This is a genomic window from Pseudomonas sp. GW822-FHT04H02, assembly GCF_058800645.1.
Map to the genome: position 1 here is coordinate 129,215 of NZ_JBXAMM010000001.1, position 16,435 is coordinate 145,649.

2 protein-coding genes (1 of these 2 only partly in view) are annotated in these 16,435 nt (G+C 69.9%); both read left to right on the forward strand.

The genetic code is table 11. The features are described 5' to 3' along the window. The gene (ofaB, locus tag AC1RMG_RS00755; protein WP_493167973.1) at nucleotides 1–13,104 is read left to right on the forward strand and encodes an orfamide A non-ribosomal peptide synthetase OfaB; all 13,104 of its coding nucleotides are present in this window, start codon (nucleotides 1–3) and stop codon (nucleotides 13,102–13,104) included. Then, nucleotides 13,101–16,435: the 5' portion of an orfamide A non-ribosomal peptide synthetase OfaC gene (gene ofaC / locus AC1RMG_RS00760; protein WP_493167975.1), read on the forward strand. 11,371 nt of this gene lie beyond the right edge of the window; the window shows 3,335 of its 14,706 coding nt (coding positions 1–3,335); it begins with the start codon at nucleotides 13,101–13,103; its stop codon lies beyond the right edge, outside the window. Before ofaB ends, ofaC begins: the two co-directional genes overlap by 4 nt.

A 16,435-nucleotide genomic window follows, 5' to 3' on the forward strand; every position in this document is an offset into this window, starting at 1 on the left:
ATGCAGTTCAGCGAATTGATGGCAGTGCTTTCGACCCTGGCGATCCGTCTTCAACGGGAACAGGAGGACCTGCTCGTCCAGGGCGATGACGAGGCGCTGGACGACGGGCTCTGGGACAGCCTGGTGCAGCACAAGGCCCGGCTCCTGGAACTGCTCGACGGCCAGGGCGGCAGCTGGCTGAGCCCGGCCTTCAGGATCACCCCGGACATGCTGCCCCTGGTGCAGCTGGACCCGCCCGCCATCGAGCGCATCGTCGCCGCAGTGCCCGGTGGCGCCGCCAACGTGCAGGACATCTACCCCCTGGCGCCGCTGCAGGAGGGCATGCTCTATCACCATTTGTCCGCCGCCCAGGGCGACCCCTATGTGCTGCAGGCGCGCTTCGCCTTTGCCAGTGCCGAGCGACGGCAAGCCTTCGCCGAAGCCTTGCAATGGGTCATCGACCGCCACGACATCCTGCGTACCGCCATCGCCTGGGAAAGCCTGGATGAGCCGTTGCAGGTGGTCTGGCGCCAGGCGCCGCTGGTGATCGAGGCCGTGGCGCTGGACCCGGCCGACGGCGATGTGCTCGGCCAGTTGCAGGCCCGCTACGACTCCCGGCACTTTCGCCTGGACCTGCGTCAGGCGCCGCTGCTGCGCCTGGTGCACGCCGAGGACCCGGCCAACCAGCGCCAGGTGGCGCTGCTGCTGTTCCATCACCTGGCCCTGGATCACTCCGCGCTGGACCTGGTACGCCAGGAAATCCACGCCCGCCTGCAAGGGCACAGCGAGCGCCTGCCGGCCCCGGTACCGTTTCGCAACCATCTGGCCCAGGCCCTGGCAAGCCGCAGCGAGGCGGCCCACGAACGCTTCTTTCGCGAGATGCTCGGCGATATCGACGAGCCGACCCTGCCGTGCGGCCTGGGGGATGTGCAGGGCGTCGGGCGGGTGATCGAAGAGGCCCGGCTGACCCTGGACCGGGAGCTCAGCCAGCGCCTGCGGGCCCAGGCCCGGCAACTGGGGGTGAGCAGCGCCAGCCTGATGCACCTGGCCCTGGCCCGGGTGCTGGGCCAGCTGTCGGGGCGCGAAGCGGTGGTGTTCGGCACCGTGCTGCTGGGCCGCATGGAGGCCGGCGAAGGCGGCGAGCGGGCCCTGGGCATGTTCATCAACACCTTGCCGCTGCGGGTGGATGTCGGCGCCCAGGGCGTGCGCGCCGGGGTCCTGGCCACCCATCAGCGGCTCAGTGCCTTGCTCGCCCATGAGCATGCGTCCCTGGCCCTGGCCCAGCGCTGCAGCGGGGTCAGTGCGCCGACGCCGCTGTTCAGCGCCATGCTCAACTACCGCCACAGCCACGCCGCCGATGGCGCCCAGGTGCAGGAGGTGGCCCCGGGCATCCAGGTGCTGGGCGCCGAAGAACGCACCAACTACCCGCTGACCATCAACATCGATGACCTGGGAGAGGATTTTTGCATCACCGCCCTGGTGGATCGGCAACTGGGCGCCGAACGCATCGCCGGCTACCTGCTGACCGCCCTGGAGAGCCTGGCCCTGGCCTTGCAGAGCACTCCGCAGGCACCGCTGTACAGCCTGGAGATGCTCCCGGCCAGCGAGCGCCGCTACCTGTTGCAGGGCCTGAACACGCCGCTGGGGCACTACCCGGACAGCCCGCTGATCCACCAGCAGGTGGAAGCCCAGGCCCGGGTCCAGCCCGAGGCCCCGGCGCTACTGTTCGGCGAGCTGCGGCTGAGCTACGGCGAGCTCAACCGGCGCGCCAACCAGGTGGCCCACCGTTTGCTGGCGCTGGGCGTACGCCCGGACCAGCGGGTGGCGATCTGTGTCGAGCGCGGCGTGGAAATGATCGTCGGCCTGCTGGGCATCCTCAAGGCCGGTGGCGCCTACGTGCCCATCGACCCGGCCTACCCCCGCGAGCGCATCGCCTACACCCTGCAGGACAGCGACCCGGTGGCGCTGCTGGTGCAGGCCGGCACCCAGTCCCTGGTGGCCGACCTGCGGGTGCCGCTGGTCGACCTCGACAGCCGCACCCTGGCCCATGAAGCCCAGGAGGACCCCGAAGTGCCGGGGCTGACCCCGGCCCACCTGGCCTATGTGATCTACACCTCGGGCTCCACCGGCCTGCCCAAGGGGGTGATGGTGGAGCACCGCAACGTGGCCCGGCTGTTCAGCGCCACCCGCGACTGGTTCGACTTCAACTGGCGGGACGTGTGGGCGCTGTTCCATTCCTTCGCCTTCGATTTCTCGGTGTGGGAGATCTGGGGGGCGCTGGTGCATGGCGGCCAGTTGCTGGTGGTGCCCCAGGCCGTCAGCCGTTCGCCGGATGACTGCTACCGGCTGCTCTGCGAAGCCCGGGTGAGCATCCTCAACCAGACCCCCAGCGCCTTCCGTTCGCTGATCGCGGCCCAGGACCAGAGCCCCCTCAAGCACTCCCTGCGCCAGGTGATCTTCGGCGGCGAGGCCCTGGAACCGGGGATGCTCAAGCCCTGGTATGCCCACCTGGAAAACGTCGGCACCCAGCTGGTGAACATGTACGGCATCACCGAAACCACGGTGCACGTGACCTATCGCCCGTTGCAGGCGGCGGATGCCCAGCTGGTGGGCAGCAGCCCCATCGGCCGGCGCATTCCCGACCTGCAACTGTATGTGCTCGATGCCCACCGCGAGCCGCTGCCCAGCGGCGTGGTGGGTGAGTTGTATGTGGGCGGCGCCGGGGTTGCCCGGGGCTACCTCAACCGCGATCAGCTGACCGCCGAGCGCTTTATCGCCGACCCCTTCAGCCACGAGCCGGGGGCGCGGCTGTACAAGACCGGCGACCTGGCGCGCTGGCGCAGCGACGGCAGCCTGGAGTACCTGGGGCGCAACGATGACCAGGTGAAGATCCGCGGCTTTCGCATCGAGCTGGGGGAGATCGAGGCCCGCCTGGCGGCCTGCGACGGGGTGCGCGAAGCGGTAGTGATCGCCCGGGAAGACACCCCGGGGGACAAGCGCCTGGTGGCCTATGTGATCCCCCGGCCCGGGGCCGCTGCCAGCGCTGCGCAACTGCGCGAGCAACTGCAACAGAGCCTGGCCGAGCACATGCTGCCCAGCGCCTTCGTGACGTTGCAGGCCTGGCCCCTGACCCCCAATGGCAAGCTCGACCGCAAGGCCCTGCCGGCGCCGGACAGCCAGGCCCTGGCCCGGCGTGAATATGCAGCGCCCCAGGGCGAGGTGGAACAGGCCATCGCGACGATCTGGCAAGAGCTGCTGGGCTTGCCGCAGGTCGGGCGCCAGGACAACTTCTTCGAGCTGGGCGGGCACTCGCTGCTGGCGGTCAAGCTGATGGAGCGCATGCGCCAGGTGGACCTGTGCGCCGATGTGCGGGTGCTGTTCGGCCAGCCGACCCTGGCCGCGCTGGCGGCGACCGTGGGCGGGCAGCGCGAGGTGCAGGTGCCAGCCAACCGCATCGCCGCCGATTGCCGCCACATCACCCCGGACCTGCTGCCCCTGGCGGACCTCGATCAGGCCGCCATCGACCGGCTGCTGGCGCGGGTGCCCGGCGGCGCCGCCAACGTCCAGGACATCTATGCCCTGGCGCCCTTGCAGGCGGGGATCCTCTATCACCACCTGAGCAGCGCCGAGGGCGATCCCTATGTGCTCCAGGTGCAGTTCGAATTTGCCGGCGAAGACGCCCTGCAAACCTTCACCCTGGCCTTGCAGCAGGTCATCGCGCGCCACGACATCCTGCGCAGCAGCATGGCCTGGGAAGGCCTGGAACAGCCGGTGCAGGTGGTCTGGCGCCAGGCGCCCCTGGACATTCAGGTGGTCGAGACGGACCCGGCCCAGGGCCCGGTGCTGGAGCAGCTGCAGGCGCGTTTCGACCCCCGTCGCTACCGCCTGGACCTGAGCCGGGCGCCGCTGCTGCAACTGGCCTGCGCCGCGGACCCGGGGCAGCAGCGCTGGCTGGGCCTGCTGTTGTTCCACCACCTGGCCCTGGACCACAGCTCCCTGGAGGTGTTGGTGGAGGAGATCAGCGCGGTGCTGCAGGGCGCCGCCGCGCAGTTGCCGGCGCCGGCACCGTACCGCAACTATGTGGCCCAGGCGCGCCTGGGCCATGGTGAGGAGCAGCACCAGGCGTTCTTTCGCGAGATGCTGGCGGACATCGACGAGCCGACCCTGGCCTTCGGCCTGCAGGACGTGCAGCGCGACGGCAGCGGCATCCGGGAGCGTCAACTGCGCCTCGACCCGGCGCTGTGCCGGCGCCTGCGGGAGCAGGCGCGGCACCTGGGAGTGAGCCTGGCCAGCCTGCTGCACCTGGCCTGGGGCCGGGTGCTGGGGCAACTGGCGGGCCGCGATGACGTGGTGTTCGGCACCGTGCTGCTGGGAAGGATGCAGGGCGGCGCCGGTGCCGACCGGGCCCTGGGCATGTTCATCAACACCTTGCCGTTGCGGGTCAGTGTCGGGGGGCAGGGTGTGGCCGAGGCCTTGCGCGCCACCCATGCCCGGCTGGCCCGATTGCTGGGCCACGAGCACGCCTCCCTGGCCCTGGCCCAGCGCTGCAGCGGCGTGCCGGCATCGCTGCCCCTGTTCAACAGCCTGCTCAACTACCGCCACAGCGCTGCCGACACCGCGCAGCAGGGGCCGGCGAGCTGGGAGGGGATCCGCGTGCTCGACTCCCGGGAGCGCAGCAATTACCCCCTGGCGCTGAATATCGACGATGACGCCCACGGCCTGCGCCTGACCGTGCAGGCCGTGGCGCAGGTGGACGGCGATCGGGTCTGTGGCTACCTGCAGTGCGTGCTGGAACACCTCGCCCAGGCCTTGGAGCAGACCCCGGCCCTGGCCCTGGAGGACATCCCGGTACTGCCGGCGGCCGAGCGCCGCCAGGTATTGCTGGAGTTCAATGCCAGCACCCGCGACTACCCGCGCCAGCACACCGTGCACCGGCTGTTCGAGGCCCAGGCCCAGGCCCACCCGCAGCGGGTGGCGGCGGTCGAAGGCCAGGCGCAGCTCAGCTACGGCGAGCTCAATACCCGGGCCAACCAGTTGGCCCGGCACCTGCTGGAGCTCGGACTGCAGCCCGGCGACCGGGTGGCGATCCTGTTGCCCCGGTCCCTGGACCTGCTGGTGAGCCAACTGGCCGTCTGCAAATGCGCCGCGGCCTATGTGCCCCTGGATATCAACGCCCCGGCCCAGCGCCAGGCCTTCATGGTGGAAGACAGCGCCAGCGTGCTGCTGCTCAGCCGCAGCGACCAGGTGCTTGCGTGCCCGGCCAGAAGGGTCGACCTGGACCGCCTGCAACTGGCGCCATTGCCCGGGCACAACCCGGACCTGGCGCAGTCGTCCGAGACCGTGGCCTACATCATGTACACCTCCGGCTCCACCGGCGTGCCCAAGGGCGTGCAGGTGCCGCACCGGGCCATCAGCCGCCTGGTGCTCAACAACGGCTATGCCGATTTCAACCCCGAGGACCGGGTGGCCTTCGCCTCCAACCCGGCCTTCGACGCCAGCACCATGGATGTCTGGGGCGCCTTGCTCAATGGCGGCCGGGTGCTGGTGATCGATCACTACACCCTGCTGGAACCTGCGCGTTTCGGCCGGGCCCTGAGCACGGCCGGGGCCACGGTGCTGTTTGTCACCACGGCGCTGTTCAACCAGTACGTGCAACTGATTCCCGAGGCCCTCAAGGGCCTGCGGATTCTCCTCTGCGGCGGCGAGCGTGCCGACCCGGCGGCCTTTCGCCGCCTGCTGGCGCTGGCGCCGCGGCTGCGCCTGGTGCACTGCTACGGCCCCACCGAAACCACCACCTACGCCACCACCCATGAAGTCACCGCCCTGGCCGATGACGCGGAGCACGTGCCCATCGGCCGGCCGATCGGCAACACCCGGGTGTATGTCCTGGACGCCCAGCAGCGGCCGCTGCCCATCGGTGCCCCGGGGGAGATCGTGATCGGCGGCGACGGCGTGGCCCTGGGTTATCTCAACCGCCCCGAACTCAACGCCGAGAAATTTATCCGCGACCCTTTCAGCGAACAGCCCGGGGCCTTGCTGTACCGCACCGGGGACATTGGCCGCTGGCTGGGCAACGGCCTGCTCGAATGCCTGGGGCGCAACGACGATCAGGTGAAGATCCGTGGCCTGCGCATCGAACTGGGGGAAATCGAGGCGCGCCTCACTGCCTGCGCCGGGGTCAAGGAGGCCGTGGTCCTGGCCCGGGAAGACGAGCCCGGGGACAAGCGCCTGGTGGCCTACTACACCCTGCAGGCGGACGCCGCGCCGCTGCCGGCCGAAGCCCTGCGCGCGGCCCTGCAGCAGCAACTGCCGGACTACATGGTGCCCCTGGCCTACGTGCAGTTGCAGGCCTTGCCCCTGACCAACAACGGCAAGCTGGACCGCAAGGCGCTGCCGGCGCCGGCCCCGTCGGCCTTGCTCAGCCGTGAATTCGTCGCCCCCCGAGGCGAGGTGGAAATCGCCCTGGCGCGGATCTGGAGCGAGCTGCTCAAGGTGGAGCAGGTGGGGCGCCACGACCACTTCTTCGAGCTGGGCGGGCACTCGCTGCTGGCGGTGAGCCTGATCGAGCGCATGCGCCAGATCGGCCTGAGCGCCGATGTGCGGGTGCTGTTCAGCCAGCCGACCCTGGCCGCCCTGGCCGATGCCGTGGGCAGCGGCCGGGAAGTGCAGGTGCCGGCCAACCTCATCAGCGCTGATTGCCCGCGCATCACCCCGAACCTGCTGCCCCTGGTGGAACTGGACCAGGAGGCCATCGACCGGGTGCTGGCCAGCGTGCCGGGCGGCGTGGCCAATGTGCAGGACATCTACCCCCTGGCGCCGTTGCAGGAGGGCATTCTCTATCACCACCTGAGCGCCGGGCAGGGCGACCCCTACCTGCTGCAATCGCGCCTGGCCTTCGACAGCCTGGAGCGCCTGCAGCGTTTCGCCGGGGCCCTGCAGCAGGTCATCACGCGCCATGACATCCTGCGCACTGCGGTGCTCTGGGAAGGCCTGCCGCAACCGCTGCAAGTGGTCTGGCGCCATGCCGAGCTCCGGGTCGAGGAACAGCACCTGGACCCGGCCGAGGGCGACCTGCTGGCGCAGTTGCAGCAGCGCTTCGACGCCCGTCACTGGCGCCTGGACCTGGCCCAGGCGCCGCTGATCCGCCTGGTCTATGCGCGAGAGCCCGGGCAGCAGCGGGTGCCGGCGATCCTGCTGTTCCACCACCTGGCCCTGGATCACACCGCCATGGAGGTGATCGGCGAGGAAATGCGCGACCTGCTGTTCGACCGCGCGCAGCACCTGGGCACACCGGTGCCGTACCGCAACTATGTGGCCCAGGCACGCCTGGGTGCCGGGCAGGCGGAACACGAGGCGTTCTTTCGCGACATGCTCGGGGACATCGACGAGCCGACCCTGGCCTTCGGCGTAGAGGATGTACAGGGTGACGGCCTGGGTATCGAAGAGGCCGAGCTGGTGCTGCCCGAGGCCCTGAGCCAGCGCCTGCGGCAACAGGCGCGGCACCTGGGGGTGAGCGCCGCGGCTCTGATGCACCTGGCCTGGGGCCTGGTGCTGGGGCAGTTGGCCAACCGTCGCCAGGTGGTGTTCGGCACCGTGCTGATGGGCCGCATGCAGGGCGGCGCGGGCGCCGACCGCGCCCTGGGGGTGTTCATCAATACCCTGCCGCTGCGGGTCGATGTGCAGGGCAGCGTGCATGCCGCGGTCAAGGCCACCCACGCCCGGCTCAGCGCCTTGCTCGGCCATGAGCACGCCTCCCTGGCCCTGGCCCAGCGCTGCAGCGCGGTGGCGGCCGGCGCGCCGCTGTTCAATACCTTGCTCAACTACCGCCACAGCGTGCCGAACACGGCGGCGCCGGACGGCCTGGATATCTGGCAGGGCGTCGAACTGCTGGGGGGCGAGGAGCGCAGCAACTACCCGCTGAGCCTCAGCGTCGATGACCTGGGCGAAGGCTTCAGCCTGGCGCTGCTGGCCCAGGCCGGAATCGGTGCGCAGCGTGTCGGCGCTTATATGCAAAGTGCCCTGGAGCAACTGGCCCAGGCCCTGGAACACAACCCGCAGGCGGCCCTCGAACAGTGCTCGGTGCTGCCGCCACAAGAGCGCGAGCAACTGCTGGAGGGCTGCAATGCCAGCACCGCCGACTACCCCCGCGGGCAGACCCTGCACGGGCTGTTCGAGGCGCGAGCGGCACAGGCTCCCGACGCCGTGGCGCTGGTACAGGGGCCGTTGCGCCTGAGCTACCGCCAGCTCAACCAGCAGGCCAATCAGCTGGCCCGGCAACTGCTGGAGTTGGGCGTGCACCCAGACGATCGCGTGGCCCTGTGCCTGCAACGCGGGCCGCACTTGTTGCGGGGCATGCTGGCGGTCCTCAAGGCCGGGGCAGCCTATGTGCCCATCGACCCGAGCCTGCCGGCCGAACGCATTGCCTACCTGCTGCAGGACAGCGCGCCGCTGGCAGTGCTGGTGCAAAGCGCCACCCGCGAGCTGCCGGGCAGCCTTGCGGTGGTGTCGATCGATCTCGATGGGGTTGCCTGGCAGGAGGCCGAGCTGGGCAACCCGCTGCTGCCGCACCTGACCCCGGCGCACCTGGCCTATGTGATCTACACCTCCGGTTCCACTGGCCTGCCCAAGGGCGTGATGGTGGAGCACCAGAGCCTGGAAAACCTGGTGCACTGGCACTGCGCGAGTTTCGACCTGGGCCCGGGGCGGCACAGCTCCAGCGTCGCCGGCCTGGGCTTCGACGCCATGGCCTGGGAGGTCTGGCCGACCCTGTGCAGCGGCGCGACCCTGCACCTGCCGCCCGCCGAAGTGGGCAGCCAGGATATCGAAGCGCTGCTGCACTGGTGGCGCGCCCAGCCCCTGGATGTCAGCTTCCTGCCGACCCCGGTGGCCGAATACGCCTTCAGCCAGGGGCTCGGCCACCCCACACTGGACACCTTGCTGATCGGTGGCGACCGCCTGCGCCAGTTCGCCGCCGACCCGGGTTTTGCAGTGATCAACAACTACGGCCCCACCGAAGCCACGGTGGTGGCCAGCTCCGGGCGGATCGAGGCCGGTAGCGCCCTGCATATCGGCCGGCCCGTGGCCAATGCGCGGCTCTACCTGCTGGACGAACTGCAGCGCCCGGTGCCCCAGGGGGTCAGTGGCGAGCTGTATGTGGCCGGGGCCGGGGTGGCCCGGGGTTACCTCAACCGCCCGCAAATGACCGCTGAACGCTTTCTCAACGACCCCTTCAGCGCCGAGCCCGAGGCACGCATGTACCGCACCGGTGACCTGGCCCGCTGGCGCGCCGACGGCAACCTCGACTACCTGGGGCGCAACGACGACCAGGTGAAGGTGCGCGGCATGCGCATCGAACCTGGGGAAATCGAGGCGGCGCTGCTCACCCATCCGGCCCTCAAGGAAGCCCTGGTGCTGGTCCGCGAGGGGCGCCTGCTGGCCTATTTCACTTCCCGTACCGAGGGCGTGCAAGCCGCCGCCGAAGACCTGCGCGACCACCTGCAAGGCCGGCTGCCGGACTACATGCTGCCGGTGGCCTATGTGCGCCTGCCGGCCATGCCCCTGACCGCCAACGGCAAGCTCGACCGCAAGGCCCTGCCACCGCCGGGGGAAGAGGCCTGGCTGAACCGGGAATTCGTGGCCCCCGAAGGCGAGGTGGAACAGGCCCTGGCGCGGATCTGGAGCGAGGTGCTGCAGGTGGAGGCGGTGGGGCGCCATGATCACTTCTTCGAACTGGGCGGGCATTCGCTGCTGGCGGTGAGCCTGATCGAACGCATGCGCCAGATCGGCCTGGACGCCGACGTGCGGGTGCTGTTCGGCCAGCCGACCCTGGCTGCGCTGGCGGCTGCGGTGGGCAGTGGCCGCGAGGTCGCGGTCCCGGCCAACCGGATCACCGCGGATTGCCCGCGCATCACCCCGGACCTGCTGCCGCTGGTGGAACTGGAGCAGGAAGCCATCGACCGAGTGGTGGCCAGCGTGCCCGGCGGCGTGGCCAACGTGCAGGACATCTACCCCCTGGCGCCGTTGCAGGAGGGCATCCTCTATCACCACCTGAGTGCCCGGCAGGGCGACCCCTACCTGCTGCAATCGCAGCTGGCCTTCGCCAGCCGGCAACGCCTGGATGATTTCGCCGCAGCCCTGCAGCGGGTGGTCGAGCGCCACGACATCCTGCGCACCGCGGTGCTCTGGGAAGGCCTGAAGCAGCCGCTGCAAGTGGTCTGGCGCCAGGCAGGGGTGCAGGTGCAAGAGGTGCAAGCGAACCCCGCCCAGGGCGAGGTCCTGGAGCAACTGCAGGCGCGCTTCGATGCCCGGCACCTGCGCCTGGACCTGACCCGGGCGCCGCTGATGCGCCTGGTGTATGCCCAGGACCCGGCCCGCCAGCGCATCGTCGCCATCCTGCTGTTCCATCACATGGCCCTGGACCACACCGCCCTGGAGGTGGTGCGCGAGGAAATCCAGGCCTGCCTGCTGGGGCAGTCGCCCGCGGGCACGGCGATTCCCTATCGCAACTACGTGGCCCAGGCGCGCCTGGGTGTGAGCCGTGAAGAGCACGAGGCATTCTTTCGCGAGATGCTCGGCGATATCGATGAGCCGACCCTGCCGTTCGGCCTGCAGGACGTGCAGGGCGATGGCGATGCCATTGAAGAGCGCCAGCAGGCCCTGGAGCCGTCACTGAGTGCGCGCCTGCGGACCCAGGCCCGGTTGCTGGGGGTGAGTGCGGCGAGCCTGTTCCACCTGGCCTGGGCCCGGGTCCTGAGCGTCACCTCGGGCCAGGACCGGGTGGTGTTCGGCACCGTGCTGCTGGGGCGCCTGAGCGCCGGGCAGGGCGCTGACCGGGCCCTGGGCATGTTCATCAACACCTTGCCGCTGCGGGTCGACCTGGATGCGCGTGGCAGCCGTGCCGCGGTCAAGGACACCCACGCCCGGCTCAGTGCTCTGCTGGGTCATGAACACGCCTCCCTGGCCCTGGCCCAGCGTTGCAGCGGGGTGGCCGCGCCGCTGCCGCTGTTCAGTGCCATGCTCAACTACCGCCACGGCAGCGACGGGGTGCCGAGCCAGGCCGTGCAACAGGCCTGGCAGGGCATCGAGACCCTGCACAGCGAGGAGCGCACCAACTACCCCCTGAGCCTCAACGTCGACGACCTGGGCCAGGGGTTCCGTCTCACCGCCATGACCCTGGCGCGGATCGGTGCCGAGCGTATCTGCGGCTACATGCAGCAGGCCCTGCTGGCCCTGGTGGAGAACCTGGAGACGGCGCCGCAGCGGCCCCTGCGCGAGGTGCCGATCCTGCCGCCGCAGGAGCGTCAGCACCTGCTGCAAGGGTTCAACGCCACGGCCGTGGATTACCCCCTGGAGCAGACCCTGCACGGGCTGTTCGAGGCCCAGGTACGGCGCAGCCCCGAGGCCACTGCGGTGCAGGCCGGCGAGCAGCAGCTGAGCTACGGCGAACTCAACCGGCGCGCCAACCAGCTGGCCGGGCACCTGCTGCACCTGGGCGTCGGCCCCGACAGCCGGGTGGCGATCTGTGTCGAGCGCGGGCTGGAAATGGTGGTCGGCCTGCTGGCGATCCTCAAGGCCGGCGGCGCCTATGTGCCCATCGACCCGGGCTACCCCGCCGAACGCATCGCCTACATGCTCGACGACAGCGCGCCCCTGGCGGTGCTGGCCCAGGGCGCGACCCGGGCATTGCTCGGCGAACTGGCGCGGCCCCTGGTGGACCTCGACCAGTTGGCCTGGAGCGGGCCGGCGCCGGGCAACCCGCAAGTAGAGGGGCTGACCCCGGGGCACCTGGCCTATGTGATCTACACCTCCGGTTCCACCGGCCAGCCCAAGGGCGCGATGAACGAGCACCGGGCCGTGGTCAACCGCCTGTTGTGGATGCAGGCGCAGTACCGCCTTGGCACCGAGGACGCGGTGTTGCAGAAGACCCCGTTCAGTTTCGACGTCTCGGTCTGGGAGTTCTTCTGGCCGCTGTTCACCGGCGCGCGCCTGGTGATGGCGCGCCCCGACGGGCACAAGGACCCGGCCTACCTGCGCCAGGTGATCCGCGAGCAGGGCATCAGCACCTTGCACTTCGTGCCCTCGATGCTCGATGTGTTCCTGGCCCAGGGCGAGGGCGCCGAGGACCTGGGCCTGCGCCAGGTGATGTGCAGCGGCGAGGCACTGCCGGGCAGCCTGGTGCGGCGCTTCAAGCAGCAACTGCCACAGGTGGCATTGCACAACCTCTACGGCCCCACGGAGGCCGCGGTGGACGTCACTGCCTGGGATTGCAGCGGCCCGCTGGCCGATACCCCGGACCACACGCCCATCGGCAAGCCCATCGCCAATACCTGCATCTACCTGCTGGACGCGCAGATGCAGCCGGTGCCCCTGGGGGTGGTGGGCGAGCTGTACATCGGCGGGGTGCAGGTGGCCCGGGGTTACCTGAACCGCGAGCAGTTGAGCGCCGAACGTTTCCTCAAGGACCCGTTCAGCCAGGAACCGGGGGCGCGCCTGTACCGCACCGGCGACCTCGGGCGCTATCAGGCCGACGGCACTATCGAGTACCTGGGGCGCAACGACGACCAGGTGAAGATCCGCGGCCTGCGCATCGAACTGGGGGAGATCCAGGCGCGCCTGACCCAGCTGGAGGAGGTCAAGGAGGCGGTGGTACTGGCCCGCGAGGATGTGCCTGGCGACCAGCGCCTGGTGGCCTACTACACCACCCACGACAGCGCCCGGCGCCTGCCCGTCGAGCACCTGCGCACGCAACTGCTGCAGCACCTGCCGGAGTTCATGGTGCCGGCGCTGTTCGTGCACTTGGCGGCGCTGCCCCTGAGCGCCAACGGCAAGCTGGCGCGCAAGGAACTGCCGGCCCCGGGGCTGGAGGCGGTCCAGGTGCGCGAGTACGAGGCCCCGGTGGGCGACACCGAAATCGCCCTGGCGCGGCTGTGGGCCGAACTGCTCAATGTCGAGCGGGTGGGGCGTCACGATCATTTCTTTGAACTGGGTGGGCACTCACTGCTGGCGGTCAGCCTGATCAGCCGCATGCGTGAGCTAGGCATGGAAGCCGATGTCCGGGCGTTGTTCGAACAGCCGACCCTGGCGGCCTACGCGGCCATGACCGAACGAATGGAGATCGTCCTGTGAGCGTGATCGAACTGTTGGCGACACTGAAGGAAAAGGATGTGCAACTGGTGCTCAAGGACGACCAGCTGGTGGTCCAGGGCAACAAGCAGGCCCTGAGCGAACCGCAGCTGCTGGCCCGCTTGCGCGAGCACAAGCCGGAGCTGATCGAGCTGATCCGCGCCGGCCAGTATTCGCCGAGCAAGGCCGGGCAGGTGCAGGTGCCGGCCAATGGCATCACCCCGGGCATCAGCCGCATCACCCCGGCGATGCTGCCCCTGGCCAACCTCGACCAGGAGGCCATCGAGCGCATTGTCGCCAGCGTCCCGGGCGGGGTCGCCAACGTGCAGGACATCTACCCCCTGGCGCCCCTGCAGGAGGGCATTCTCTACCACCACGTCAGTGCGCAGCAGGGCGACCCCTATGTGATGCAGGCGCAGTTCGCCTTCGCCAGCGAGGAACGCCTGGAAGCCTTTGCCGAGGCCCTGCGCGGGGTCATTGCGCGGCACGACATCCTGCGCACCGCGGTGCTCTGGGATGGCCTGGAGCAGCCGATGCAGGTGGTCTGGCGCGAGGCCGGGCTGGAGCTGCAAGAGGTCGAGACCGACCCTGCGGCCGGTGAGGTTCTGGCCCAGTTGCATGCGCGTTTCGACGCCCGCCACTATCGCCTGGACGTCAGCCAGGCGCCGCTGCTGCGCCTGGTGCATGCCCGGGATGAAGCCGGGCAGCGCATCGTCGCCATGCTGCTGTTCCACCACATGGCCCTGGACCACAGCGCCCTGGATGTGGTGCGCCACGAGATGCAGGCCTTCCTCTCCGGGCAGGCCGAGCGCCTGGGGCCGGCCATGCCGTTTCGCAACTACGTGGCCCAGGCGCGGCTGGGCATCAGCGAACAGGAGCACGAAGCGTTCTTCCGCCAGATGCTCGGCGATATCGACGAGCCGACCCTGCCTTACGGCCTGCAGGATGTGCAGGGCGATGGCCGGGCCATCGAGGAATGCACCCAGGCCCTGCCAACCGAGTTGAGCCAGCGCCTGCGGACCCGGGCCCGGCTGGCCGGGGTCAGCGCGGCCAGCCTGTTCCACCTGGCCTGGGGCCGGGTGCTGGGCACCCTGGCGGGCAAGCACAAGGTGGTGTTCGGCACTGTGCTGATGGGCCGCCTGCAAGGCGCCGAAGCCACCGAGCGGGCCCTGGGGATCTTCATCAACACCTTGCCGTTTCGCCTGGATGTGGACAGCCAGGGCCTGGGCGAGGCCCTCAAGGCCACCCACGCCCGGCTCACCACCTTGCTGCGCCACGAACACGCGGCCCTGGCCCTGGCCCAGCGTTGCAGCGGCGTGAGCGCACCGACCCCGCTGTTCAGCGCCTTGCTCAACTACCGGCACAGTGCTGTCGGGGCCAGTGCCGCGGCCCAGGCCGCCTGGGCCGGGATCAGCACCCTGAGCTCCGAGGAGCGCACCAACTACCCCCTGACCCTGAGCGTCGACGACCTCGGGCAGGATTTCAGCCTGACCCTGCTGGCCAGCACCCAGGTCGACCCGCGGCGCATCCTCGGCTACCTGCTGTGCACCCTGGAGAACCTGGCCCAGGCCCTGGAGCAGACACCGCAACTGGCCCTGGAGCAGTTGCCGATCCTGCCGGTGGCGGAGCGCGAGCAGGTGCTGGAAGGCTTCAACCGCAGCGCGGTGGACTACCCCCCGGGGCAGGCTACCCATGGCCGCATCGAGGCCCAGGCGCAGCGCACCCCAGACGCCCTGGCGGCCTGCTACCAGGGCCGCTCGCTGAGCTATGCCGAGCTCAACCGACAGGCCAATGTCCTGGCCCGGCAACTGCGCGGGCTGGGGGTGCAGCCCGATGACCGGGTGGCCATCGTTGCCCGGCGCAGCCTGGAAACGGTGGTGGGCCTATTGGCGATTCTCAAGGCCGGGGCCTGCTATGTGCCCATCGACCCGGCCCACCCGGCCGAGCGTCTGAACTACCTGCTCCAGGACTGCGGCCCGCGGGCGGTGCTGACCCAGGCCGAGCTGCTGGGGCGCCTGCCGGCCCTGGCGGTGCCGGTGATCGAACTCAACCAGCGGTTGTGGCTCGATCAGACGGCGGACAATACCCAGGTACCGGGGCTGAGCGCGGCCAACCTGGCCTATGTGATCTACACCTCCGGCTCCACCGGCCTGCCCAAGGGGGTGATGGTGGAGCACCGGACCCTGGGCAACCTGGTGGACTGGCACTGCCAGGCCTTCGACCTGCGTCCCGGCAGCCAGGCCTCGTGCCTGGCCGGCTTCGGTTTCGATGCCATGGCCTGGGAGGTCTGGCCGGCGCTGTGTGTGGGCGCGACCCTGCACCTGGCACCGGCCCAGGACGGCAGCGAGGACCTGGATGCGTTGCTCGCCTGGTGGCGTGCCCAGCCCCTGGACGTGAGCTTCCTGCCGACCCCGGTGGCCGAGTACGCCTTCAGCCAGGAGCAGGGCCACCCGAGCCTGCGCACGCTGCTGATCGGCGGCGACCGCCTGCGCCAGTTCAGCCACGACCAGGGCTTTGCCCTGATCAACAACTACGGCCCCACCGAAGCCACGGTGGTGGCCAGTTCCGGGCCGATCCACGCCGGTGGCGAGCTGGACATCGGCCGGCCGGTGGCCAACGCGCGCATTTACCTGCTGGATTCCCAGCAGCGCCCGGTGCCCATCGGCGTCGCCGGTGAGCTGTATGTGGGCGGCGCCGGGGTGGCCCGGGGGTACCTCAACCGCCCGCAATTGACCGCCGAACGCTTTCTCGACGATCCCTTCAGCGACCAGCCTGGGGCGCGCATGTACCGCAGCGGCGACCTGGCGCGCTGGCTGGCGGACGGGCGCATCGACTACCTGGGGCGCAACGACGATCAGGTGAAGATCCGCGGCGTGCGCATCGAGCTGGGGGAAATCGAGACCCGCCTCTGCCAGTTCCCCGGTATCCAGGAAGCCGTGCTGCTGGCCCGCGAGGATCAGCCGGGCAACCCGCGGCTGGTGGCCTATTTCACCCAGCAGCAGGACGTCGCCCTGGACGTGGCGCAGTTGCGCGCCCACCTGCTGGCGCAGTTGCCTGACTACATGGTGCCGGTGGCTTATGTACGGCTCGACGCCGTGCCCCTGACCGCCAACGGCAAGCTCGACCGCAAGGCCCTGCCGGCGCCGGATCAGGCGGCGCTGTTTGGCCGTGAATACCAGGCCCCGCAAGGCGCCACCGAAACCACCCTGGCCGCGATCTGGCAGGAGGTGCTGCACCTGCCGCGGGTCGGGCGCCAGGATCACTTTTTCGAGCTGGGCGGCCATTCGCTGCTGGCCATGCGCATGGTGTCCCAGGTACGCCAGCGCCTGGGGGT